This window comes from Bradyrhizobium sp. UFLA05-125 (assembly GCF_059803515.1).
This window is the reverse complement of record NZ_JBANBJ010000079.1, coordinates 21,252-41,381: the sequence shown is the minus strand read 5'-3', so window position 1 is coordinate 41,381 and position 20,130 is coordinate 21,252. Positions and strand designations below refer to the sequence as shown.

General features: G+C 64.3%; 21 protein-coding genes and 2 pseudogenes. 9 read left to right on the top strand and 14 right to left on the bottom strand.

Annotation, left to right across the window (positions count from 1 at the left end):
* Window positions 1-350, top strand: a pseudogene (locus SO156_RS38755) (hypothetical protein); the annotation flags it as partial.
* 42 nt (window positions 351-392) lie between these two features.
* Here the strand turns inward: SO156_RS38755 and SO156_RS38750 are convergent.
* The 5 genes from SO156_RS38750 to SO156_RS38730 form a co-directional block, all read right to left on the bottom strand.
* The gene (locus SO156_RS38750; protein ID WP_498538434.1) at window positions 393-1,844 is read right to left on the bottom strand and encodes an aldehyde dehydrogenase; all 1,452 of its coding nucleotides are present in this window, start codon (window positions 1,842-1,844) and stop codon (window positions 393-395) included.
* Between the two features lie 17 nt (window positions 1,845-1,861).
* Window positions 1,862-2,605, bottom strand: coding sequence for an ABC transporter ATP-binding protein (locus tag SO156_RS38745; protein ID WP_498538433.1), 744 nt, complete (start codon window positions 2,603-2,605; stop codon window positions 1,862-1,864).
* Entirely contained in the window at window positions 2,598-4,286 is a 1,689-nt protein-coding gene (locus tag SO156_RS38740) for a branched-chain amino acid ABC transporter ATP-binding protein/permease (protein WP_498538432.1), read from the bottom strand. The genes SO156_RS38745 and SO156_RS38740 overlap by 8 nt, the downstream gene beginning before the upstream one ends.
* The gene (locus SO156_RS38735; RefSeq protein WP_458143254.1) at window positions 4,283-5,158 is read right to left on the bottom strand and encodes a branched-chain amino acid ABC transporter permease; all 876 of its coding nucleotides are present in this window, start codon (window positions 5,156-5,158) and stop codon (window positions 4,283-4,285) included. Before SO156_RS38735 ends, SO156_RS38740 begins: the two co-directional genes overlap by 4 nt.
* A gap of 67 nt (window positions 5,159-5,225) precedes the next feature.
* A complete protein-coding gene (locus tag SO156_RS38730) occupies window positions 5,226-6,446 on the bottom strand; it encodes an amino acid ABC transporter substrate-binding protein (RefSeq protein ID WP_498538431.1) in 1,221 nt (406 codons plus the stop codon).
* Between the two features lie 284 nt (window positions 6,447-6,730).
* On the opposite strand from SO156_RS38730, the gene SO156_RS38725 reads away from it, so the two are divergent.
* Window positions 6,731-7,582, top strand: a complete 852-nt coding sequence (locus tag SO156_RS38725) for a helix-turn-helix domain-containing protein (protein ID WP_498538430.1) — start codon at window positions 6,731-6,733, stop codon at window positions 7,580-7,582.
* A 17-nt stretch (window positions 7,583-7,599) separates the two neighbouring features.
* On the opposite strand, the gene SO156_RS38720 is transcribed toward SO156_RS38725, so the two are convergent.
* The 4 genes and pseudogenes from SO156_RS38720 to SO156_RS38705 form a co-directional block, all read right to left on the bottom strand.
* Window positions 7,600-8,385, bottom strand: a complete 786-nt coding sequence (locus tag SO156_RS38720) for a glutamate racemase (protein WP_498538429.1) — start codon at window positions 8,383-8,385, stop codon at window positions 7,600-7,602.
* Between the two features lie 46 nt (window positions 8,386-8,431).
* Window positions 8,432-8,779, bottom strand: coding sequence for a gamma-glutamylcyclotransferase family protein (locus SO156_RS38715; RefSeq protein ID WP_458143258.1), 348 nt, complete (start codon window positions 8,777-8,779; stop codon window positions 8,432-8,434).
* Between the two features lie 192 nt (window positions 8,780-8,971).
* Complete coding sequence (locus tag SO156_RS38710) at window positions 8,972-9,532, bottom strand: DUF2478 domain-containing protein (protein WP_498538428.1); 561 nt, start codon at window positions 9,530-9,532, stop codon at window positions 8,972-8,974.
* A gap of 67 nt (window positions 9,533-9,599) precedes the next feature.
* Window positions 9,600-11,009 (bottom strand): annotated as a pseudogene (locus SO156_RS38705) (aldehyde dehydrogenase family protein).
* A 184-nt stretch (window positions 11,010-11,193) separates the two neighbouring features.
* Between SO156_RS38705 and SO156_RS38700 the strand changes: the two are divergent.
* On the top strand, window positions 11,194-11,571 hold the full coding sequence (locus SO156_RS38700; protein ID WP_458143263.1) for a hypothetical protein: 378 nt from the start codon (window positions 11,194-11,196) through the stop codon (window positions 11,569-11,571).
* Between the two features lie 9 nt (window positions 11,572-11,580).
* Here SO156_RS38700 and SO156_RS38695 read toward each other — a convergent pair whose 3' ends face one another.
* Window positions 11,581-12,063 (bottom strand): bleomycin resistance protein, encoded by a 483-nt coding sequence (locus tag SO156_RS38695; RefSeq protein ID WP_498538427.1) that lies wholly within the window; start codon window positions 12,061-12,063, stop codon window positions 11,581-11,583.
* Between the two features lie 633 nt (window positions 12,064-12,696).
* Here SO156_RS38695 and SO156_RS38690 point away from each other — a divergent pair.
* Entirely contained in the window at window positions 12,697-13,200 is a 504-nt protein-coding gene (locus tag SO156_RS38690) for a cupin domain-containing protein (RefSeq protein WP_458143265.1), read from the top strand.
* Window positions 13,201-13,357: 157 nt separating this feature from the next.
* Here SO156_RS38690 and SO156_RS38685 read toward each other — a convergent pair whose 3' ends face one another.
* From SO156_RS38685 to SO156_RS38675, 3 genes are all read right to left on the bottom strand, one after another.
* Window positions 13,358-13,747: a GFA family protein gene (locus tag SO156_RS38685; RefSeq protein WP_498538437.1), complete on the bottom strand. Its 390-nt coding sequence runs from the start codon at window positions 13,745-13,747 to the stop codon at window positions 13,358-13,360.
* 636 nt (window positions 13,748-14,383) lie between these two features.
* A complete protein-coding gene (locus SO156_RS38680; RefSeq protein ID WP_498538426.1) occupies window positions 14,384-14,857 on the bottom strand; it encodes a GNAT family N-acetyltransferase in 474 nt (157 codons plus the stop codon).
* 15 nt (window positions 14,858-14,872) lie between these two features.
* Window positions 14,873-15,247, bottom strand: a complete 375-nt coding sequence (locus SO156_RS38675) for a winged helix-turn-helix domain-containing protein (RefSeq protein ID WP_283042192.1) — start codon at window positions 15,245-15,247, stop codon at window positions 14,873-14,875.
* Window positions 15,248-15,610: 363 nt separating this feature from the next.
* Between SO156_RS38675 and SO156_RS38670 the strand changes: the two genes are divergently transcribed.
* Genes SO156_RS38670 through SO156_RS38655 form a run of 4 tightly spaced genes read left to right on the top strand, consistent with a single transcriptional unit; the run spans window position 15,611 to window position 17,718 of the window.
* Window positions 15,611-16,075: a TerB family tellurite resistance protein gene (locus SO156_RS38670; protein WP_458143271.1), complete on the top strand. Its 465-nt coding sequence runs from the start codon at window positions 15,611-15,613 to the stop codon at window positions 16,073-16,075.
* A 2-nt stretch (window positions 16,076-16,077) separates the two neighbouring features.
* Window positions 16,078-16,440 (top strand): hypothetical protein, encoded by a 363-nt coding sequence (locus SO156_RS38665; protein WP_498538425.1) that lies wholly within the window; start codon window positions 16,078-16,080, stop codon window positions 16,438-16,440.
* The gene (locus SO156_RS38660; RefSeq protein WP_498538424.1) at window positions 16,437-17,081 is read left to right on the top strand and encodes a TerC family protein; all 645 of its coding nucleotides are present in this window, start codon (window positions 16,437-16,439) and stop codon (window positions 17,079-17,081) included. Before SO156_RS38665 ends, SO156_RS38660 begins: the two co-directional genes overlap by 4 nt.
* 40 nt (window positions 17,082-17,121) lie before the next feature.
* Entirely contained in the window at window positions 17,122-17,718 is a 597-nt protein-coding gene (locus SO156_RS38655; protein ID WP_498538423.1) for a TIGR00645 family protein, read from the top strand.
* 15 nt (window positions 17,719-17,733) lie between these two features.
* Here SO156_RS38655 and SO156_RS38650 read toward each other — a convergent pair whose 3' ends face one another.
* The gene (locus SO156_RS38650) at window positions 17,734-18,681 is read right to left on the bottom strand and encodes an AraC family transcriptional regulator (protein WP_498538422.1); all 948 of its coding nucleotides are present in this window, start codon (window positions 18,679-18,681) and stop codon (window positions 17,734-17,736) included.
* A gap of 406 nt (window positions 18,682-19,087) precedes the next feature.
* Between SO156_RS38650 and SO156_RS38645 the strand changes: the two genes are divergently transcribed.
* Window positions 19,088-20,089 carry a helix-turn-helix domain-containing protein gene (locus SO156_RS38645; RefSeq protein ID WP_498538421.1) on the top strand — a complete coding sequence of 334 codons (1,002 nt, stop codon included), beginning with the start codon at window positions 19,088-19,090 and terminating at the stop codon, window positions 20,087-20,089.
* Window positions 20,090-20,130 lie beyond the last annotated feature (41 nt).

Genomic DNA, 20,130 nt, shown 5'->3' with positions numbered 1-20,130 from the left:
CAGGGGCAACGGAGCCAGCGGGAGCGATCCCGGCGACAGCGCCTTGCGACGAGATGGTCGAGCCGTCGCGCGTGTTGCCCGATGAGGCCTGGCTGCAGCAGAAGGCGGGGCTGGTGCAGCGCGTTCGCAGGTCACTGCTGTCGGGTAACGAGATCCGCGCACTGCGCGAGTTCAGGGCGCAGCGACAGCGCGAGATCAGCATGCACGGCTATTATGGAAGCTTCGAAGCGCTGATGGTGCGCGGTTACGTCCTCGAACTCGCACGCAAGCCGCCGTCGAGCCGACCGCTTGTGACCTACCGCTTGACTGAGCTCGGCGAACAGGTGCTCGCCGCGCTCAGGGACGAGTAGGGGAGCGCGCCATCGGCGTTTGGCGCGCCGGTTGGGCCGGCCTCAGAACGGATAATGCCGCGGCCCGGTCTGCACCGTGATCCAGCGCAACTCCGTGAACTCGTCGATAGCAGCCTTTCCGCCGAAGCGGCCATAGCCCGAGGCCTTGGTGCCACCGAACGGCATCTGTGGCTCGTCGTGCACGGTCGGTGCGTTGACGTGGCAGATGCCGGCCTCGATCCGCTTGGCAACGTCGAGCGCGCGTGCGATGTCGCGGCCGAACACCGCGGAGGACAACCCGTACTCCGTGTCGTTGGCGATGCGTACGGCCTCGTCGATGCCGTTGACCCGGACGACCGTGACGATGGGGCCGAAGCTTTCCTCGCCATAGATGCGCATCGCCGGCGTGACGTGATCCACGATCGTCGCGGGCATGATGGTGCCGTTGCCGCGGCCGCCAGCCGCGATCACCGCGCCTTTGGCGACAGCATCGTCGATCAGGCCGCCGACGCGGTCGCAAGCTGCGACGCTCACCAGTGAGCCCAGCACGACATTGCCCTTGCGCGGATCGCCGTAGGGCAGGCCCTTCGCCTTCGCTGCAAATTTGGCGACGAAGGCGTCGGCCACCTTGTCGTCGACGACGATGCGTTCGGTCGACATGCAGATCTGGCCCTGGTTCATGAATGCTCCGAACGCAGCTGCGTTTACCGCCGCATCAAGGTCGGCATCGTCGAGGATGACGAGCGGGGCCTTGCCCCCGAGCTCGAGCAGCGCGCGCTTCAGATGCTTGGCGCAGGCGAGCGCGATGAGACGACCGACCCGGGTCGAGCCGGTGAAGTTAACTCGCCGTACCGCCGGATGCGCGATCAGCGCTTCGACCACCGCCTGGGCGTCCTCCGGCGCATTGGTCACGACATTGACGACGCCGTCACCAAGGCCTGCCTCGGTGAGGCAGCTGCCGATCAGCCGATGCACGCCCGGGCTCATCTCCGAGGCCTTCAGCACCACCGTGTTGCCGCAGGCGAGCGGCATCGCGACGGAACGCACGCCCAGGATGACAGGTGCGTTCCACGGCGCGATCCCGAGCACGACACCGACCGGCTGACGGAACGCCATGGCGAGGTTGTCGGGTTTGTCGGTCGGGATGATCTCGCCCGAGATCTGCGTCGTCATCGCAGCCGCCTCGCGCAGCATGCCTTCGGCAAGATGGACGTTGAAGCCGGCCCAGCCGGCAGTGGCACCCGTCTCGGCGACCATCAGCTCCGTGAACTCGGTCGCGCGGCGCGCGAGGATGTCGGCCGCGGCGCTGAGACGCTTGCGGCGTTCGGAGGGGCCGAGCTGCGACCAGGCCGGGAAGGCCGCCGCAGCGGCATCTGCGGCGCGCATTGCATCGTCGATCGAGGCCGCGGCTACGATGGTCGCGACCTCGTCGCTGATCGGATTACGCCGCTGGAAGGTGCGTTGGTTGGTCGCCTGTTGGTCCTTGCCGCCGATGAGAAGGTCGATTGCGTTCATGGGACGCTCCTTAGTTATTACGGGGATGGCTGTGACGCGGTGGTCGGCGCGCGCGCCTTGCCGAGATAGGCGCGTTGAATGTCGGGATTGTTCTTCATGTCGCTTGCCGAACCCGTGCCCGCGTTGCGGCCGGATTCGATCAGATAGACCCGGTCGGCGATGTCGAGACTGGCGCGCGCGTTCTGCTCCACGAGCAGCACGCTGACACCGCTGTCGCGGATCTGCGCCAGCGCGCGAAACACCTCGCGGCTGAGCAAGGGCGAGAGGCCGAGCGAGGGCTCGTCGAGCAGCAGCAGGACGGGGTTCGACATCAGTGCGCGGCCAATCGCGACCATTTGCTGCTCACCGCCGCTCATGGTCCGCACGGCCTGGGCCATACGTTCGGTCAGGCGCGGAAACAGCGCCAGCACTTTTGCAAGCCGCTCCGCCTCACCGGCACGAGCGCGGGCCGGATAGGCGCCGAGTTGCAGATTCTCCGCAACCGTAAGCTCGCCGAAGACGCCTCGCCCCTCTGGCACCAGCGAGATGCCGCGCTCGACGATCTGATGGGGTGGCAGCCTTGCGAGATCTGCTTCCTCGAAGCGGATGCGCGCGCCGGACGTCGGCGTGACGAGGCCGGCGATGCTCTTCAGCAGCGTCGATTTTCCCGCGCCATTGGCGCCGAGGATGGCCACGATCTCGCCACTGGCGATGTCGAGCCTCACATCCGCCAAGGCCTGATGCTTGCCGTAGAAGTGCGAGAGGGCGGCGACCTCAAGCATCGGCGCCTCCCAGATAGGCGGTCACGACCGTGGGGTCGGACAGGACGTCGTCGGGAACGCCGCGCGCGATGACGCTGCCGGCGTTCATCACGATGCAATGGCTGCACAGCGCACGGATCGCGTCCATTACATGCTCGACCATGATGATGGTCATGCCGCGGTCGCGGAGCTTCGCGATCAGGGCTATGCCGGTCTCGAGCTCGCTCGGGTTGAGACCTGCGAGCCATTCGTCGAGCAGTACCAACTGCGGCGAGAGCGCGAGCGCGCGCGCGAGCTCAAGGCGCTTCTGGTCGATATAGGTCAGCTCGCCGGCCGGCGTGTCGTGCATCGGTGCAAGCCCGACGAGATCGAGCACCTCGCGGCTCGTCGCTTTTGCCGGCGCCGGGCTGAACAAGGCAGCCGCCGCGACGTTCTCGGCCACGGTCAAATCCGACATTACCCGCACCAGCTGGAAGGTGCGGGCAAGCCCGAGTCGGGCGATCCGGTACGGCTTCAGTCCGCCGATCATGGTGCCGCCGAACAGGATCGAGCCCGATGCCGGCACCAGCGCGCCGGACATGAGATTCAGCAGTGTCGTCTTGCCGGAGCCGTTGGGACCGATGACGCCGACGATCTGCCCGCGCGCGACCTCGAAGCTGACCTTGTCGACCGCGCGCAGGCCGCCGAACGACTTGCTGGCGTTGTCCACACGCAGCAGCGGTCCGCGCTCGTCGCGGACAGGGGCAGCGCCAGAGGCGCCGTTCTCCGGTATCGACCATGACCATGGAGCAACCAGCCCGATCACACCCTTTGGCAGCATCATGACGATGAGCACGAAGACCGCGCCGAGCACGATACTGAAATGGTTCGGCAGCGTCGCGGTGAGAACCTCGAATAGCAGCACCAGCGGGATCACGCCGAGCACAGGACCGAACAGCGAGCCGGCACCGCCGAGCAGTGCCATGATGACGACCTGGAAGGAGATCATCGGATTGAACGCAATCGACGGATCGATATAGGTCCAGCGCGGCGCCATAACCGCGCCGGTTACCGACATGAAGAGGGCGCTCAGGATGAACACCGCGAGCTTGATGCGGGTGGCGTCGATTCCGGAATGGCTGGCTGCCGTCTCATCCGCGCCGATTGCGCGCAGCGCCAGGCCATAACGCGAGCGGCCAAGCAGGAAGCCGGTCAGGAAAACGAGCGCAGTGAGACCGAGCAGTTGCCAGTAGAGCACGTCCTGGGTCACGGCGCTGAAGAGATAGCGGCCAACGGATTTGTGGACGTTGACCTCGTACCAGATCACGAGCTGGCGGATCAGCTCGGCGAGCCCAAAGGAGAAGATCACGAAGTAGATGCCGGATAGACGCAGCGTGGACAGACCCGTGATCGCGGCGACCAGCGCACCGAGCACGGCAGCGGCCAGCAGCACGACGGGCCAGGACCAGGTCTCGCCGAGGACGGCGGCCGTATAGGCGCCGATGCCGAAGAAGGCGACGGTCGCAAGCGAGATGTAGCGGGTCGGGCCGGAGAACATCGCCCAAGCGGTCGCCAGGATCGTGAAGTAGAGGACGCTGATGCCGAGCGCGAGATAATAGCCATTGGCATAGAGCGGCAATGCGGCGACGGCTGCGGCGAGCGCGAGCGCCGCACACCATCCAAGTGTCCTGGATCCAAGTGTCCTGGCGGCCTTCGCGCTCACGCGGCAGCCCTCCCGAACAGGCCTGTGGGCTTGATGAGCAGAACCGCCAGGAACAGTGCATAGGTGGCGGCGAGTGTCAGGCCGGGATCGACCAACCGCGCTACGGCGGTCTCGACGACGCCGAGCATCAGCCCGGCCACCAGCGCGCCCATCACATTGCCGACACCGCCCATGATCACGACCACCAGCGCCTTCATCGTGAAGACAACGCCCATCGAGGCGTTGAAGGTGAGGAACATGCTGACCAGCACACCGCCGATCGCGACCAGCCCGCCGCCGCAGGCAAAAGTGAAGCCCGACATGGACGGCACGTCGATGCCGACCAGCCGCGCCGCACCGGGATCGACCGCGATGGCGCGGACCGCCGTGCCGATCCGCGTGCGCGTCAGCGCCAGATAGACGGCGGTACTGATCACGGCCGCGAACAGCAGCGCGACGAGCCGGTTAACAGCGAGCGTGGTGCCGAGCACGACCACGGGGATGGAGAGATAGCTGTAGCTGTAATACTGGCCACCGAACGCGACCAGCATGATGCCCTGGATGACAAACAGCATGCCGAAGGTGGCGAGGATGCTGTCGATCTCCTGGGCGCCGCGATCCTTGCCGCGCCGCATGAGACGTTCGAGCAGGAACCGGTAAAGCAGCCAGTTCAGCGCCGCTGCGCAGGGAACGGCGAGCAGCAGCGCAACCAGCGGGCTCAATCCGAGACCGGTGTAGAGAGACAGCGCACCGAAGGCGGCCGCGATGAGCGACTCGCCATAGGAGAGGTTCATGACGCGTGCCACACCGTATTGCAGCGTCAGGCCGAGTGCGATGAGGGCATACATGCCCCCAAGCACGAGGCCCGGCAGGACGATATCGAACAACAGCATGAAGCGGTGTCCTACTGGCCGGCGGGGCGGGCTGGTCTCACGACGAGACCCGCCCGCCAGGTTGCCGTTACTGCCACTGCGGCTTTGGCACCACGGGCGTGCGTGCACCGGGCAGGGTGGTCGGCGCGAGCCCGTAGAACTCGCCGTTCTGCCACTGGCCGACGCTCCAGACCTCCTGAAGCAGGCCGTCCTTCAACTTGACCTTGCCGATGATGGTGTCGAACGTGCCCGAGCGAATTTCCGCCGCAACCGCGGCGCGATCCACCTTGCCGACCTTTTCGATCGCCTGCTGGAGCACTTGGAGGCTCGCATAGGTGATCGGGCTCGCCCAGCGATCCGGCTCCTTTCCGGTGGCCGCCTTGTGACGCGTGAGATAGTCCTTCAGTTGTGGCGAGTCCGCGTTCCAGCCGCCGATCCCCATCACGCCGTCGCTGCTTGCGGCAAACTTGCCCTTGTAAAGCGGAAAGGCGGTGCCGACGCCAACATAGAAGATCTTGGGGTTGAACTTCAGGAGCTGCGCTTGCTCGGTCAGCGCGATGGTATCGGGTGGATAGCTGAAGGCGATGAACGCATCGGGCTTGGCGGCAATCGCGTCATTCAGCAGCGGCTGGAGATCCTGCGACCCCAGCGGATAGGTCTTGTCGTAAGCGAGCGTGAAGCCGTGCTTCTTGAAGGCCTCCCGGCCGGCGGCGGCAAGCTCGATGCCGAACTGATCGGCGACGCTGACCATCGCGACATTCCCGCCGATCTTGCCTTCACTCTTCAACTTGCCCAGCAGTTCGGCAAGCGCCTCGGAGATCTGCGCGGACGTGCCGAGCCAGAAGGTCGCGTTCGACCAGCGCTTCGCGAGCTCCGGCGCCTTGTCGGTGACCGAGGTGACGGCCAGGTGAGGGTAACCGAGCCTGTTCAGGGTCGGGCCGACCGCGAGATTGAGGCCCGTTCCCCATGGCGGCAGAATGAAATCGACCTTGTCCTGGTTGGCGAGGCGCTCGATCGCCTTCACCGCTTCCTCCGAGCTGGAGCGATCGTCGTATTCGACGACCTCGACGGGCAGTCGCTTGTCGCCAAGCTTGATGCCGCCGGCCGCGTTCACGTCCTTCACCCACAATTCGTAATTGGGCAGTGTGGTGATACTCGCGCCGCCGGCATAGGGGCCGGTCTTGGAAATTGCGTAGCCGATGCGGATCTTGTCTTGTGCCTCGGCGGCGGACGTCAAGGTCCAGAGTGCCGCGGCCATCGCGGTCAGGCTGGTGATGCGCAGCAGCGTTCGACGGTTCGTTGAGAACATGCCGAGTCTCCCTCCGTGTTTCTCCCATGCGATCGCTCGCAGGGATGAAAGTGCGTCGTTTCCTCTCCATCCCGGTCTTTCTGCTCGGCAGCTTCTTGGAGGTGCCGTGGCCGGGACTTGACCCAGCAAGCACCTTCGGCTTTTGTCCTTCAATGGACAAATCCGGCGAAAGATTGCACGTTTCTGGTCGTGCCGGCCAAGTGCGTCGAGCGGTCGCGGACGCCGAGCGTGCTCAAATTGTTGCCCCGCCCAGTGGGGCTGCTGCGATCGGCGCCGAGGTTATCGTGTCGCACTATGAGCCGCGACGCTGGGCGCTCGATTCCCGGGCGGCGCGGCCCTTTATTCATCTGCTCTGTCTGCACGGCAGTGGCGTCGCGGACATCCGTCGCGAGGGCGAGAGAATCGCATTGTCTGGCCCCGCTATCGTCTGGCTGCCGGCGGGATCGGCCAACTATCTCGACGTGGCGGCGGGCACGGCCGCGGAGTTGCTCCGTTTGAAATCGGGCGCGTGGCACCGCTACCTGCCGCCGTCGGCCGAGGCGGCCTATCTGGCTCTCGATCGCGCCGACGGGATCATGGCGCTTCCGGTCGATCCCGACCTCGTCACCACCGTGTCGCGCTCGATTGCCGCGATTGCGACCGAGATCGCGACACCGGCGCGCAGCGGCGCCGCGTCGATCGTATCCGCGGAGCTGACGCTGATTGCATTGCGCTTCCGGCGTCTTTTTGCAGGCGACAGCGGTCCGGAAGAGGAAGGCAGCAGCGCGGAGATCCTGAGCCGCTTCCGCAGTCTGCTCGAAGAGCGATACCATCAGCAACTCCGGGTCGCCGACTACGCCAGCTTGCTCGGCATGACGCCGGACCGCCTGCATGCTCTGTGCAGCCGGGAGCTGAAGCGGTCACCGAGCGCCCTGATCCAGCAGCGTGTCGTCAGGGAAGCGGCGGCACGACTGGAGGCGAACACCGCGACCGTGAAACAGATTGCGTTTGCGCTCGGCTTCAAGGACACCGCCTATTTCAGCCGCTTCTTCAGCAAGCACGCTGGTGAAGCCCCCGGGGCCTGGCGGCGGCGCGCCGGCGCCCGTGGCGCGATGGGACGGTCGAAGCCGACGCTGAACTTCGCCGACTGGCCGTAATGGGGGCGGTGCAACGGTCAAGCACGCTCAAGGGTGAGATCGAGCCCGAGGCGCGCCAGCATGCGCCGGAAATCCGCAAGATCGTAACCCTGTCGCTCCGAAACCAGCGTCCGGAAGGCACCAGAGCCCGTGGTGACGTAGGGAGCGACGGCCTCAACCATATCGTCGGCCGGATCGAGAAAGCGCAAGTTCGGCCCGGCTTTCTCGAAGTAGCGAGAAAGCCAAGGCAGATGCGTGGACGACAGCGTGGCCGCATCGGTGTCCGGATGCAACGCGTCGAGCTTGGCCTGCACCGCGGCCAGAGTTCTGTCAGCGTCGGTGAGGAACGCGCCATTCTCGACCAGCTCGACGAGATCCGAGGCGCTGACGAGGTCAACCTGGCCTTGTCCTGCGGACTCGCGCTCGACGTAAGCCCGTATTTCCGAGCTCGCGATCAATGAGGCGACGCCCAAGACGGCGATCCGCTTCGTGAGGGAGGCGCCGAGCGCACGCTGTACGGGCGGAAACACGCCGACGATAGGGCTCCGGCTCCAGGTCTTGAGATCGTCGAGGACCATGACCGATGGCGCATTGGAGGCGATCACGATCGCTGCCGGACCATGATCTTCCAGGCGTTCGATCGTGCTGCGCATGACGGAGAGCAGTTCGGCTCTGCCCTTGCCGCCGTAGGGGAAGTTGGCGCGGTCCGCGAAGTAGAGCACATCCTGACCGGGGAAACGGTCTGCGATCTTGCGCGCGATGGCGTAGCTGCCGATCCCGGCATCGAAGACCGCGATCGGTTGTTTCAGGATTGTTCTATTCACGATGCAGTACGCTGCTCCGTTGAAGGGCAGCTAGTCTGTGCAACAGCTAAGCCTTGATGTAAACCCACGCGCTGAGGCCAGAACGCAAAATGACTTCGACGCGCTTGTAGTCGGCGACCTCATACTGGTCCGCCGCTCGCAATTCATCGCCGGTGATTTCAAATACCGTGCCGTCTACTGCATCGTTCGGATCGTTTGTCGGAACGACGATAGGATGAAATCGCTCACCACTCTTTGCGAGAACGTCCGGATCCGTTATTTCGATGAGGTCTTTTCTAAATCCCGGCATAGCATCGCGACGTCCGGCAAGCAGCCGACCAAAGGATGATAGCTGCACGCTCTCAAGCTGCAACGTACCATAAGAAAACAAGAGTATCTTCTCGCTAGCGGCCATGCGTACCTCACATCGGTCAATATATGACATACGTCGCTCGGCGACCCGCTGCCAAGCACGTTGCTCTTCAGATCAACGATAATTTCGCTGAGTTCGGGGGCAGGCGGCTGGTCAGCGCTTACGGCAGGACACAGCGTGCGAAGCGAGCGCTGAGCTCGCCACAGTCCTTAAGAACGGCAAAGTACAGACGGTTCACTTTACGATTTCGCAAACCGTCAGGTGCTCTGCCTGGTTCGGATACGCATCTCGCGCCGATACACCGCGCCACCACGCATCAAGCGCGTGGCGGTCGTAGCGGAGCTTGACGCTCATGCCACCGGCGAACCTGATCCAGTCGGTAAAGTGGTCGTCGGAAACCGCGATCACCACGGGGATATCGGCATCGAGTGCCCGCTTGATCAGATGGGCCAGCCCCTTGCCGTCGCGCTCCCGTTTGCCGAAGCGGTTGACGACGACGAGGTCGGCGCCATGTTCCAACGCCTCGGCGATCCGCTCGGCGGCGTTCTGGAGTCGCGTGGGATCGAGCCGGCAACCGCTCGCGGCGGGATCGAAGTCCTGCGCCAGCAAGAGTTTCTCGCCGTTGTGAAGCAGCACCGCCGAAAGGCTGGAGTCGGCGCACTGGCCTGCCTGCACCATGCCTACGACGCGGACGCCGCGGGCACTCAGATCGGCCGCGAAGCCACGCAAGACGGTGTCGGGGTCCTGATGCGGCGCATAGACCAGGGCGGCAAGATCGCATTGTGCATCGAACATCGCCCGCCTCCGCTTGACTGAGAATGAGCCGGGGCCGCGGCGTTGCGCCGGGCCCCGGATTTTCGCGTCAGGCCGCAGGCGGCCCGTTGATGATCTGGAGCTGGGTGAATTCGGCAAGGCCCTCCTCGGCGAATTCGGTGCCGATGCCCGACTGCTTGGCGCCGCCGAACGGGATGTGCGGGGCCATGTCGAGGTGCTTGTTGATCCACACCGTACCGGACTCGAGCTGGCTTGCGACCTCGTGGGCACGCTTGATGTCGGATGATCACACCGAGGCGCCGAGCCCGTAGGTGGTGGCGTTGGCGCGGCGGATCACGTCATCCTTGTCGGAATATTTGATCAGCGGAAGCACGGGACCGAACTGCTCCTCGTCGACCAGCTTCGAGCCCTCCTGGATGTCGCGCACGATGGTCGGCTCGATGAAGTAGCCGGGGCGGTCCATCGCAGCTCCGCCTGCGACAACCTTGCCGTTCTTGTGTGCATCATCGAGGAACACCTTGACCTTCTCGTACTGCATCTTGTTCTGCAGCGGACCGAGCTTGGTGCCCTGCTTGGAGCCGTCGTCCACGACAGTGTTTTTCGCGATCGCAACCAGCTCGTTGCAGAGCTCGTCATAGACGGATTCGTGCACGTAGAGCCGCTTGATTGCGAGGCAGACCTGGCCGGAGTTCTGGAAGGCGCCCTCGAAAATGCCCGGCGCGACCTTCTTCGGATCGACGTCGTCGAGCACGATGCCGGCATCGTTGCCGCCGAGCTCGAGAGTGATGCGCTTGAGGGTCTGGGCCGCACTCGCCATCACCTTCTGGCCGGTGGCAGAGGAGCCGGTGAACGAGATCTTGCGGATATCCGGATGCTTGGTCATTTCACCGCCGAGATCGTTGGCATCGGTGATGACGTTGAGCACGCCCCTCGGCAGTACGTCCTTGATCAGCTCGGCAAAGCGCAGCGTCGCCAGCGGTGTGGTCGGCGCGGGCTTGACGACCAGCGTGTTGCCGGCGAGCAGCGCCGACGGCAGCTTGAAGCTGAGGATCAGGAGCGGATAGTTCCAGGGGATGATCGCGCCGACGACGCCGAGCGGCCGGCGATACGCCTCGACCTTGCGGTCACCGGAATTCTCGATCACGCGCATCGGTAATTCGAGCGAGCCGAGATAGCGGAAAAACGCCGCCGTGCCGAGGACTTCACCAGTGGCGTCGGTCAGCGGCTTACCCTGTTCGGAGGTCAGGATGCGCGCGAGCTCGCCGGAATTGGCCTCGATGACATCGGCCATCTTGATCACGAGCTTGCGCCGCTCCTCGATCGGCGTGGCGGCCCAGGCCGGGTAGGCGGCTTTCGCCGCGGCCACGGCCGCGTCGAGCTGGCCCTTCGAGGCGCGCGGACACTGCGCCAGCACCTCTTCGGTCGCGGGATTGAGCACGGGCATGGTCAGGTCGCCGGGCACCATCTTGCCGTCGATGAGAAGATTGTAGTCGCTCATTGGCTTTTTCGCTCCCTGTGAAAACGGGCCGTTCGGGCCTCGCTATATCCATACATATATCACGATTTCGGCCGGTGAGCCATGGCACGCGTTTCGAGCGGTTCCAAAAAAAGGCGGCTGGACGCGGCGCCAGATATCGATATATCGTGAAGGATATAGCGAAGGGCCGGTGTCGGAGCGTGCAATGGAAATCAGCGTCAAGTCGCTCACGACCTGCGAGGTGGCGCCCGATGGCGGCGCGATCGCGTTGCGGTTCGAGGATGTCGCGGGCAGGCCTGCCGAGGTGCGCGTCTCGCTCAACCAGGTCGGCGCGCTTATCATGACGCTGCCCGGCCTGCTCGAAACCGCGCTGAAGGCGCGCTATGGCGACCAGAGCCTGCGCTATGCCTATCCGCTGGCGGCCTGGGTGGTCGAGCAATCGACGGATGCGACCCAGCGCATCGTCACGCTCGAGACGGAGGACGGCTTCAAGGTGCGCTTCTCGATCCCGAAAGCCGAGCAGAGCCTGCTCGGCGAGGCCCTGATCCAGCCGGCGCCTGAGATCGCGGTGCGGCCGAACTAGGGTGTATCCTCACGAAGATGCGCGCATCCCCAGGCGTTCGGCGAAGCGGATCAGGTAACCATCCGGATCCTGAACGAGAAATTCGCGCTGACCGCACTCTTGGTCACCGACCCGATACCAAGCTTCGTTCGGTTGCTCATAGAGTGGCCATTCAGCATCGCGTAGAGCGTTCAGGATAGGCTCGATACGATCGACGACGATCTGAAGATTGATGCCTCGTCCAAACGGGCGCCGCATCTCGGCCGTCTCCCAACGCCCGTTCAATTCGCAGAGCATAACTTGCAAACGTCCCCTAACGAGATATGCAAATCGAGCAGCTGGGCGGTCATAGGCGACTTCGAAACCAAGTAGCTCTCGCCAGAACGATAAGCTGTTTTGAATGCTCGAAACGCCGAGTTCGGGGACGAGATCGGCCCAGCCGTCTCGCGGCGCGCTGCCTGTGCTATCGCAGGTCGCGCGAGAGGCGGGGTCTGAAAGCAGCGGTTTGGGCATTTTGGCGTGGCCTATGTGTCATGATCCCTGCGACAAGCTATCACGTCGGTATGCGGTGTGGCGTAGGCGCTGCCACAAGGCCGGCGTCCGCTTCAGCCGATCTCCGGATCGATCTACCACTAACAACCGACCTTATCCGCGCACCTACGACGCCCGGCAGTCGACCGCCGATCTCATCCCAATACATTGACAATTTGGTGCGGCCCTCTCGGTGCTTTGATCCGAGCATGCCCCATCTCACCCGCCGCCGAGACCGAAACGCCCGACAGGAAGGCTGTCTGATCTACTGCGGCGATGTCGAGGTCGGCAGCATAAGCCTGCGTACAGGAAATCCGATCGAGAGTGATCCATGGCAACGGCGCTGCAGCTCGAGAGCTAGCTCGCGTTGAGTGGTACGTTGGTCAGCGACCAGAACTGCTTCACCACCTTCCACCGGCTACAATGGTTATTGGGTGACGGTGAAGGGCGGGCATTGTAGAATGTTTGCAAGACAGAAAGGCAACTATACCGATATTTCCGCATCATCTTGAAGCCGTCGAACACAGGAAGGCCCGTATCTGAAAGCTTGCGAGGGGCGTTATGCCCCGAGCTTGTGGTGAGTGAAGAGACAAGTAAGCCAAGGAGGGAAAGGAAATGCGGCAATCAATCGTACCATTTGCTGTTGCTTCTGGCCTTGCTGTCCTAGCAGCAGCACAAATCCTGCCGAAGGCGGCATTGCAGGCCGCCGAGATGCAAATGAAGCCTCCGGTCAATGTTGAAGACATCAAGTGGGGTCCCGCTCCTCCGACCATCCCGCCCGGTGCGCAACTCGCGGTCGTGGCTGGTGACCCGAGCAAGGAGGGGCCGTTTACGATGCGGTTAAAGATGCCTGCAAACTACAAAGTCCCGGCACATCACCATCCCACCGACGAATTCGTGACGGTGATCTCCGGTGACTTCCGTGTCGGTCTCGGCGACAAGCTCGATATGGACAAGGGCCAGTCCCTTAAGGCTGGAGCTTTTGCCGAAATGCCAGCAGGCATGAACCACTATGCCTGGACGACGGAAGATACCGTGGTACAGATCGCCGGGCCCGGGCCGTTCGCTATCACCTACGCTAATCCGGCCGATGACCCGAGCAAGCAGGCCGCAAAATAGCGGATGGCTCGAGAAGCAAAATGAAGCTCAGAGGTGGCCGGGTCGCCAAGTCCTATCTCGGCCTCCAAGAGCCGACATCCAGGGTTTAAGCATGATCAAGCAAATGGCCCCGATGCAATGCACGCCGGGGCCATTCGCTATGGGCCATCTCCTGCCATTACGACCGTCCTCGTGGAAAGTGTTGAGCGGGCTCAGGGATCACAACCCAATCGTGCTTGCCTTCCTCCCAAACTGACCGAACGGGAGCCGGGTATGTTGGATCGCATATCGCCCCGACAGCGATCCCAATCAAGGTGGGATGCTTTCCGGCGCGGGCATAAACGGTAGACCCGCAGGTTGGACAGAAGAAGGTCTCGAACGTGCCACCCGTTGCAGTCGGCCTCTCATAGCGAGTCGCCTCGCCTGCTATCTTGACGCTATCATTTGAATAGTAGGCTAATACGCCGAACGGCGACCCGCTTCGCCGCTGACAGTCGCTGCAATGGCAAGCGACAACCGACAAGCTCGGGCCCGGTAAATTCACGGAGAGCTGTCCGCATTGACACATGGCATCCATCGTCGACTCCCTTGCTTCCTCGCACAGTAGCGCTGGGCCCAAGGTCCGCAATGGGTCGAAATGCGAAGACTCAGGATGAGCAAACCTGGTTCGCCCGGCCCCGTGTCCGGACTTTGACGAGGCGCCTGGGCTGGTGGTCATGGGATGGCCTCGCCATGATGAAGCAGGCACCCGGCGCCCGTGATGCCGCCGATGTGACTATTCGTGAAGCTACCAATTGTTGGGACGGCGCGACCTGAGCCTTACCTAACTGGCCGCAGCGGTCGATTGGAGAGAAGCGATGCGTTCCATTTTGGCCTTGAGCGTTTTGATCACCCTGTGTGTCTCTGCGAACGCGGCTACGGTGCGCCACGTGCACCCGCGGCAGGCGATTGTTCGTCCCAATCAGGGCACGATCGCCTCAGACCCCGCTTCGGGTTTTGCCTACGTTCCAGCTGGCCCGCCGATTCACTACCGGGCGGCACCGTACACTGACTACGACGAACCGTATCCGGGAGCTTCCCAGGGTTACGCGCCTGGCGAACGCGAAGAATTTCTCGATAGTGTGAGACGGGGTGGCTAGACCGCCCGCTTTTCCGGCGGAGGTGGACATCTACGCCTTCGTGAGTGCACGTCCTCAGTCCGAGGTCAGTCGACGGCCTCCGCCCTCGGCGGAAGCCGCCGGATCTGGAAACCGGTCTTGTTCTGCTCGAAACCGGCCGACGCGTAGAATGCCAGGGTCGAAGGCTTCGTTGAGCCCGTCATCAGCATGACCTTGTAGCAATCGACCTGCCATGCGGCGGCGACGGCCGCGTGCAACAGTTGCTTGCCGTAGCCACGTCCTCTGGACGCTGCATGGGTGACGACGTTCTCGATCAACCCATAGGGCTGGCCACCGCGCGTCAGGTTGGGAACGACGATCAGCGTGCAGGACGCGACGATGGCGTCTTCGGCGATCCCGATGAATATCGCGCTTCCGTGATAGCGCTGCAGCTCCTCGAGGCGACGCTCGGCGACATCGAGCGAGGGGATGCGGTCGGCCGGATCAAGATGCGGATAAAGCGCGAGGAGTTGCGGGAGATCGGCGGGAAGGGCCGGGCGGATGATGAGAGGGTTATCCATGTGCGGTCGGATCGATCATGCCTTGCGCGAGCGCTTGATGTCCGTCTTCAGCGCCATCAGCTCCTTGCGCACGGCGCGCGCGGCGTCGCGCTCGATCTTGCGGTAGCGCGCGACGAGCGCGGTGCCGAACGGGGTCAGCATCGCCCCGCCGCCGTTCTTGCCGCCGGTCTGGGGCTCGACCGCTGCATGCCCACAGATGCGGTTGATCTCGTCCACGAGATCCCAGGCGCGCTTGTAGGACATGTCCATGGCGCGCCCAGCGGCCGAGATCGAGCCGTGCTCCCTGATGTTCTCCAGGAGCTGGATCTTGCCGGGCCCGATCCGGTCCTCGGCATCCAGATCGATCCGGACGCTCAATTGGGGAAGCGATTTTGCGCCCGCGCGCGACATGACTGGCTCTCTTCGGTCTCGGTTCGCAAGATTGCCACCGGGCAGGCCGCCGAACAAGGCAAACGGGCGGGATATCCCTTATGGCGATTTTATGAACGGCACGCCGCGCTCCCGCGGCCGCTGGTCGCAGCTCGGCCGGCTTGATTTGGCCGGGGCGAACTTTATGTCTCCCTTCAACAGAATCCGGGCCCCTCTGACGAGGCCGCCGATCCCCTCGGCCAACCTCGTGATGTCGGATGACCTGTCCCGCGCGCGAATGCGTTTGGATTGGACGATCGTTGGGCCCAGCGCACCTGCTCTCATCGACCAGCCATCCTCATCGCTCCCCGTGCGCGGTCACAACCGTATGCTTGAGGAGCTATGATGCCTGACGCAGAACCTTTGAGCCCCATCCAGGGCGAGATCACCGAACCGTCCAGCCTGCAAGAGCAGGCCGCCGCCGCGCTCGTGATTGCCGGCGCGCTGGTCGCCGTCGCCGACCGCCGTGTCGCTGCAGTCGAACGCGAGGAGGTGACCCGTTTCATCCGGGAGCGCGGGCTCGCCCCGCACATCTCCGAAGCGCGGCTGGCCGCGATGTTCGACGAGCTCGCCGAGCGGCTGGAGCAGCCTGATTTCGCCAATGTCGTCATCGACACGCTGCGCCCAGTCTCGGACCTGCCGCTGGCCGCGCATCTCGTCGACATCTCCGAGCGCGTCGCCGCTGCGGACGAGGACGTCCATCCGCATGAGGTGCAGGCGATCAAGCTGCTCCGCCTGCTGACACTTGTGCTGCCACGATCCAAGCCTGTTGCAGCGCGCGGCGAAGGCCGCCTCGCATCCGGAGCGTGAGCATGAGCGCAGGCGCCGACGATCACGCGAGATCGCGCGAGCGCGCCACCGGCGAGGCCGCCGGTGGCGATCCGCGCCTTGACGCGCTCATCGGTCGGCTGCCGCCACGCGTGAGCGGCGCTATCACCTATCTGCCGCGACCTTCAAACCGCTGGGTGAGGATGCCGGCCGGCGCGCTGCTCGTCATCGGCGGGGTGCTGTCGTTCCTGCCGGTGCTCGGCATCTGGATGCTGCCGCTCGGCCTCGCACTGCTAGCTGAGGACGTGCCGGGCTTGCGCGCGCAGCGCTCGAAAGTCCTGGACTGGATCGAGCGCCGCAAGCCGCACTGGCTCGATGCCGCCTCGCGTCCGAATGATCAGACATGAGCGAATTCATCACCCCCGAAGCGCTCACCGCGCTGATTCAGGTCGTCTTGATCGACCTCGTGCTCGCCGGTGACAATGCCGTCGTCATCGGCCTTGCCGCGGCGGGTTTGCCTGCCGGCCAGCGCCGCCGCGCCATCATCGTCGGCATCGCGGCCGCGACGGTGCTGCGCATCGTCTTCGCCGGTGTTGCGACCCAGCTTCTCCAGGTGCTTGGCCTCCTGCTGGCCGGCGGCGTGCTGCTGCTGTGGGTCTGCTGGAAGATGTGGCGTGAATTGCGCGAGCAGGCCTCCCACGCCGGCGAGCTTGCGCTCAGTCACGCCGGGGTAGGTAGCAAGGCGCAAGCACAGGCGCCGCGCAAGACGTTCCGGCAGGCGGCGCTCCAGATCGTCGCCGCCGACGTCTCGATGTCGCTCGACAACGTGCTGGCTGTCGCAGGCGCGGCACGCGAGCATCCGTTCATCCTGGCCTTCGGCCTGATGCTGTCGGTCGCGCTGATGGGCATTGCCGCCGATCTGCTCGGCCGCGTGCTCCAGAAGCAGCGCTGGATCGCCTATGTCGGTCTCGCCATCATCGTCTACGTCGCCTTTGAGATGATCTGGCGCGGCTCGCTCGAGCTCGCGCCGGTCATCGCCAGCCTCTGATCCCAGCCTTTCTGACCTCGCCTGCAATCCGGAGTGATCCATGACGTCCGAATCCCAAGCACCTTTGAGCCGCGCGGCCTCGCCCCGGCTCGGCCTGTTCCCACGGCTGATCTTCGGCTCGCGCTGGCTGCAAGTGCCACTCTATGTCGGCCTCATCGTCGCGCAGGCCGTCTACGTGCTCTTGTTCCTCAAGGAGCTCTGGCATCTGGCCGCGCACTGGTTCGACGTCAACGAGCAGCAGATCATGCTGACCGTGCTCGGGCTGATCGACGTCGTCATGATCTCCAACCTGCTCGTGATGGTGATCGTCGGCGGCTACGAGACCTTCGTCTCGCGCCTCAACCTGCGCGGCCATCCCGACGAGCCGGAATGGCTGAGCCACGTCAACGCCAGCGTGCTCAAGATCAAGCTTGCGATGGCGATCGTCGGCATCTCCTCGATCTCGCTGCTCAGGACCTTCATCGAGGCCGGCAATCTCGGCACCGCGCGCAGCAATTTCACCGAGAGCGGCGTGATGTGGCAGGTCATCATCCACCTCACCTTCATCGTCTCGGCGATCGGGATCGCCTGGGTCGATCGCCTGGGCGAAGCCGCGCATCGCAAGGCGGCCGATCGCGCGAAGGCCGCCGGCCATTGAGCCGGCGTCGCCATCTCACAGATGGCGCGCCCGCGCCCGCGTCTCCGAGGGCGTCTCGCCGAAGGCCGATTTGTAGCCTTTCGCGAAATCGCCCATGTGCCAGAAGCCGTTGGCGAGCGCCACGGCCTTGACGGTGAGACCTGTGCTTCCGCTCACGAGCTGCTTGCGGGCAGCCCATAGCCGCTTCATCCGCAGATAATGATGCAGGCTCATGCCATGGACGGTCTGAGCGGCGGCCTGGAGCGTCCGCACGGAAACATTGAGGGTCGTTGCGAGATCGTCGCTGTAGAGCGGCACGCCTCCCAGCAGCATGGCCTGCTTGTCGAGCCGCCCGATCAGCCGGCGGTGCCTGTCGAACGTGCCTGGCCGCGCGCGCAACGCCGCATCGGGAACTAACGCGGCGTCGAGCGCGCCCAGCAGCGTTTCCTGGATCGGACGGTTGATGGCCTCGAATTGCGCGGGATCGTTGCAGCCCGACGCGAGGCAAAACATGTCGAGGATCGCTGCGCGCAGGCGATGCCGCGGCTCGTCGGCAAGCCGGTAGAACTCGAGCCCGGCGTTGAAATCGGCCCAACCGCGATGGCGCATGTCGGAGTTGAAGCGCAGCATCAGATAGGTGTTCGCGTGCTGCTCGATGGCGCGCATCGGGACCTTGCCGCGCACGAGGCCAATCATGGAGTTGTCGATCTCGCGGCCATTTACGACGGAGTGCGCGGCGAGCGGTACGACGAGGCCGACGCCGCGGTCGATGCCGATGTCCGCTTCCAGATGCCGCGCGAAGGAGCGCTGCATCACCATGAGGCTGTCCTGGAGCGGCAGGCTGGCGCGGAACGCCGAGAAGTGTCGCGGTTCGAGCGGAATGCTGGTTCCGCCGCCGAGCACCTCGGTGGGACGGAACTGGTCGAAATCGGTAAATCGCTCGATGACCAGGATTCGCGACGGCTTCAGCCAGCGGACGGGCATCTTCGTTTCCCAAATCAATCCTCGTCCAAGAGCCGCGGTCCTCCTTGTCTCGAAGCCTCGGATGGGGGCCGGCGCGCGGATGAAGGCGATGGAACTCCCGCGCGCCGGATTGAGCAAAGCGCGTGACGTGGCAGGCGCTTCACGGATGGTTCAATGCATTCGACCGTGCAGGGCCGAACGACTGACAGTCTTTTTGGTGTTTGAGCAGCCGCTAAGGGTAGCTGCGATTCGAGGCGTTTCCTCAAAGGGGCGGCATTAACGTACCTTCCGGCGGTGCCGTCCCATGAACTATAGATAACCCCCTGGAACTTAAGCCGATATGGCGAATGCGCGGCGGTTTGGTATTTTGCGCGGGATGAGTCCCGGTCTCGCGTGAGGCCGAGGTCTGGGGTCTTGGGATGGCGCCATGCCCAATCGATTGGACGACCTGTCCGCGCGGGGATTTTCGAAGACACTGACGCTGGATGCAGCGAACGAACTCGCCCACGCGATGTACGGCGGCGATGCGCGCGTCGAGCGGCTCGGGCAGACGCGGCGCGTGACGATCGATTTCAAGGCGATCCATTTTGGCGCGGCGCAGCTGATGCGGGTCGATCTGGCCGGCTTGAGCGTCGAGCGCAGCACCGATGATTCCCTGCACGTCTCGATGCCCGTCACCGGCGGCTTCCGCCGCGGCCGGGGCTACAATTTGCGGGACTATTACCCGATGCGCCAGGCCAGCATCGGCCGGCCATTCGAGCGGTCGAAGCTCGAGGTCACGGATGCCTCCGTGCTGGTGTTCTACGTGCCCAGGAACGCCGCGGTCGAACGCGCCGAGCGGCTGACCGGCCGCGCGCAGGATACGGACACGCTGCTGTCTGACTTGAGGGAAGGTCTCGACCTCGGCGCGCCGGTTGCCGCTGCATTGGCCCGGCACTTGAACGCAGCGATGGCCGAGATGACCAGCCTGAACGCCATCGGCATGGGGCGGCTTGCGGCGGCTGCGACCGAGGAGACGCTGGTCAATCTGGTGACGGCCGCGATGTTTCCGCGCGTCGCGCAGGCGCTCTCCGTGAGCCATATCGACCGCAGCCCGGCCATCGTCCGTCGCGCGCGCGACTACATCAAGGCGCATGCCGATCAGCCGATCGAGATATCGAAGCTCGCGGCCGAGCTCGGCGTCAGCCTGCGCTCGCTCCAGGAGAATTTTCAGCGCTATCTCGGCTATTCGCCGCGCGACTGGATGCTGACATGCCGGCTCGAACGCGCGCGCGAGCGGCTGCTCGTCGATGACGGGAGGGGGTCGGTGACGACGGCGGCGCTCGACGCCGGCTTCAGCGATCTCGGACATTTCGCCGGAAAGTATCGCGAAAAGTTCGGTGAGCTGCCGTCGGAGACGTTGCGGCGGGTGAGGGGCGACGCGGTCTAACGGAGACGTCTCGCCCTCGAGGGACGAGCGGGGATGCCATC

Coding starts and splice junctions, on each gene's coding strand:
- SO156_RS38750 (WP_498538434.1), bottom strand. CDS start 1,844: ATGAACGCAATCGACCTTCTCATCGGCGGCAAGGACCAACAGGCGACC.
- SO156_RS38745 (WP_498538433.1), bottom strand. CDS start 2,605: ATGCTTGAGGTCGCCGCCCTCTCGCACTTCTACGGCAAGCATCAGGCC.
- SO156_RS38735 (WP_458143254.1), bottom strand. CDS start 5,158: ATGCTGTTGTTCGATATCGTCCTGCCGGGCCTCGTGCTTGGGGGCATG.
- SO156_RS38730 (WP_498538431.1), bottom strand. CDS start 6,446: ATGTTCTCAACGAACCGTCGAACGCTGCTGCGCATCACCAGCCTGACC.
- SO156_RS38715 (WP_458143258.1), bottom strand. CDS start 8,779: ATGGCCGCTAGCGAGAAGATACTCTTGTTTTCTTATGGTACGTTGCAG.
- SO156_RS38710 (WP_498538428.1), bottom strand. CDS start 9,532: ATGTTCGATGCACAATGCGATCTTGCCGCCCTGGTCTATGCGCCGCAT.
- SO156_RS38700 (WP_458143263.1), top strand. CDS start 11,194: ATGGAAATCAGCGTCAAGTCGCTCACGACCTGCGAGGTGGCGCCCGAT.
- SO156_RS38695 (WP_498538427.1), bottom strand. CDS start 12,063: ATGCCCAAACCGCTGCTTTCAGACCCCGCCTCTCGCGCGACCTGCGAT.
- SO156_RS38690 (WP_458143265.1), top strand. CDS start 12,697: ATGCGGCAATCAATCGTACCATTTGCTGTTGCTTCTGGCCTTGCTGTC.
- SO156_RS38685 (WP_498538437.1), bottom strand. CDS start 13,747: ATGTGTCAATGCGGACAGCTCTCCGTGAATTTACCGGGCCCGAGCTTG.
- SO156_RS38680 (WP_498538426.1), bottom strand. CDS start 14,857: ATGGATAACCCTCTCATCATCCGCCCGGCCCTTCCCGCCGATCTCCCG.
- SO156_RS38675 (WP_283042192.1), bottom strand. CDS start 15,247: ATGTCGCGCGCGGGCGCAAAATCGCTTCCCCAATTGAGCGTCCGGATC.
- SO156_RS38670 (WP_458143271.1), top strand. CDS start 15,611: ATGCCTGACGCAGAACCTTTGAGCCCCATCCAGGGCGAGATCACCGAA.
- SO156_RS38665 (WP_498538425.1), top strand. CDS start 16,078: ATGAGCGCAGGCGCCGACGATCACGCGAGATCGCGCGAGCGCGCCACC.
- SO156_RS38660 (WP_498538424.1), top strand. CDS start 16,437: ATGAGCGAATTCATCACCCCCGAAGCGCTCACCGCGCTGATTCAGGTC.
- SO156_RS38655 (WP_498538423.1), top strand. CDS start 17,122: ATGACGTCCGAATCCCAAGCACCTTTGAGCCGCGCGGCCTCGCCCCGG.
- SO156_RS38650 (WP_498538422.1), bottom strand. CDS start 18,681: ATGCCCGTCCGCTGGCTGAAGCCGTCGCGAATCCTGGTCATCGAGCGA.
- SO156_RS38645 (WP_498538421.1), top strand. CDS start 19,088: ATGCCCAATCGATTGGACGACCTGTCCGCGCGGGGATTTTCGAAGACA.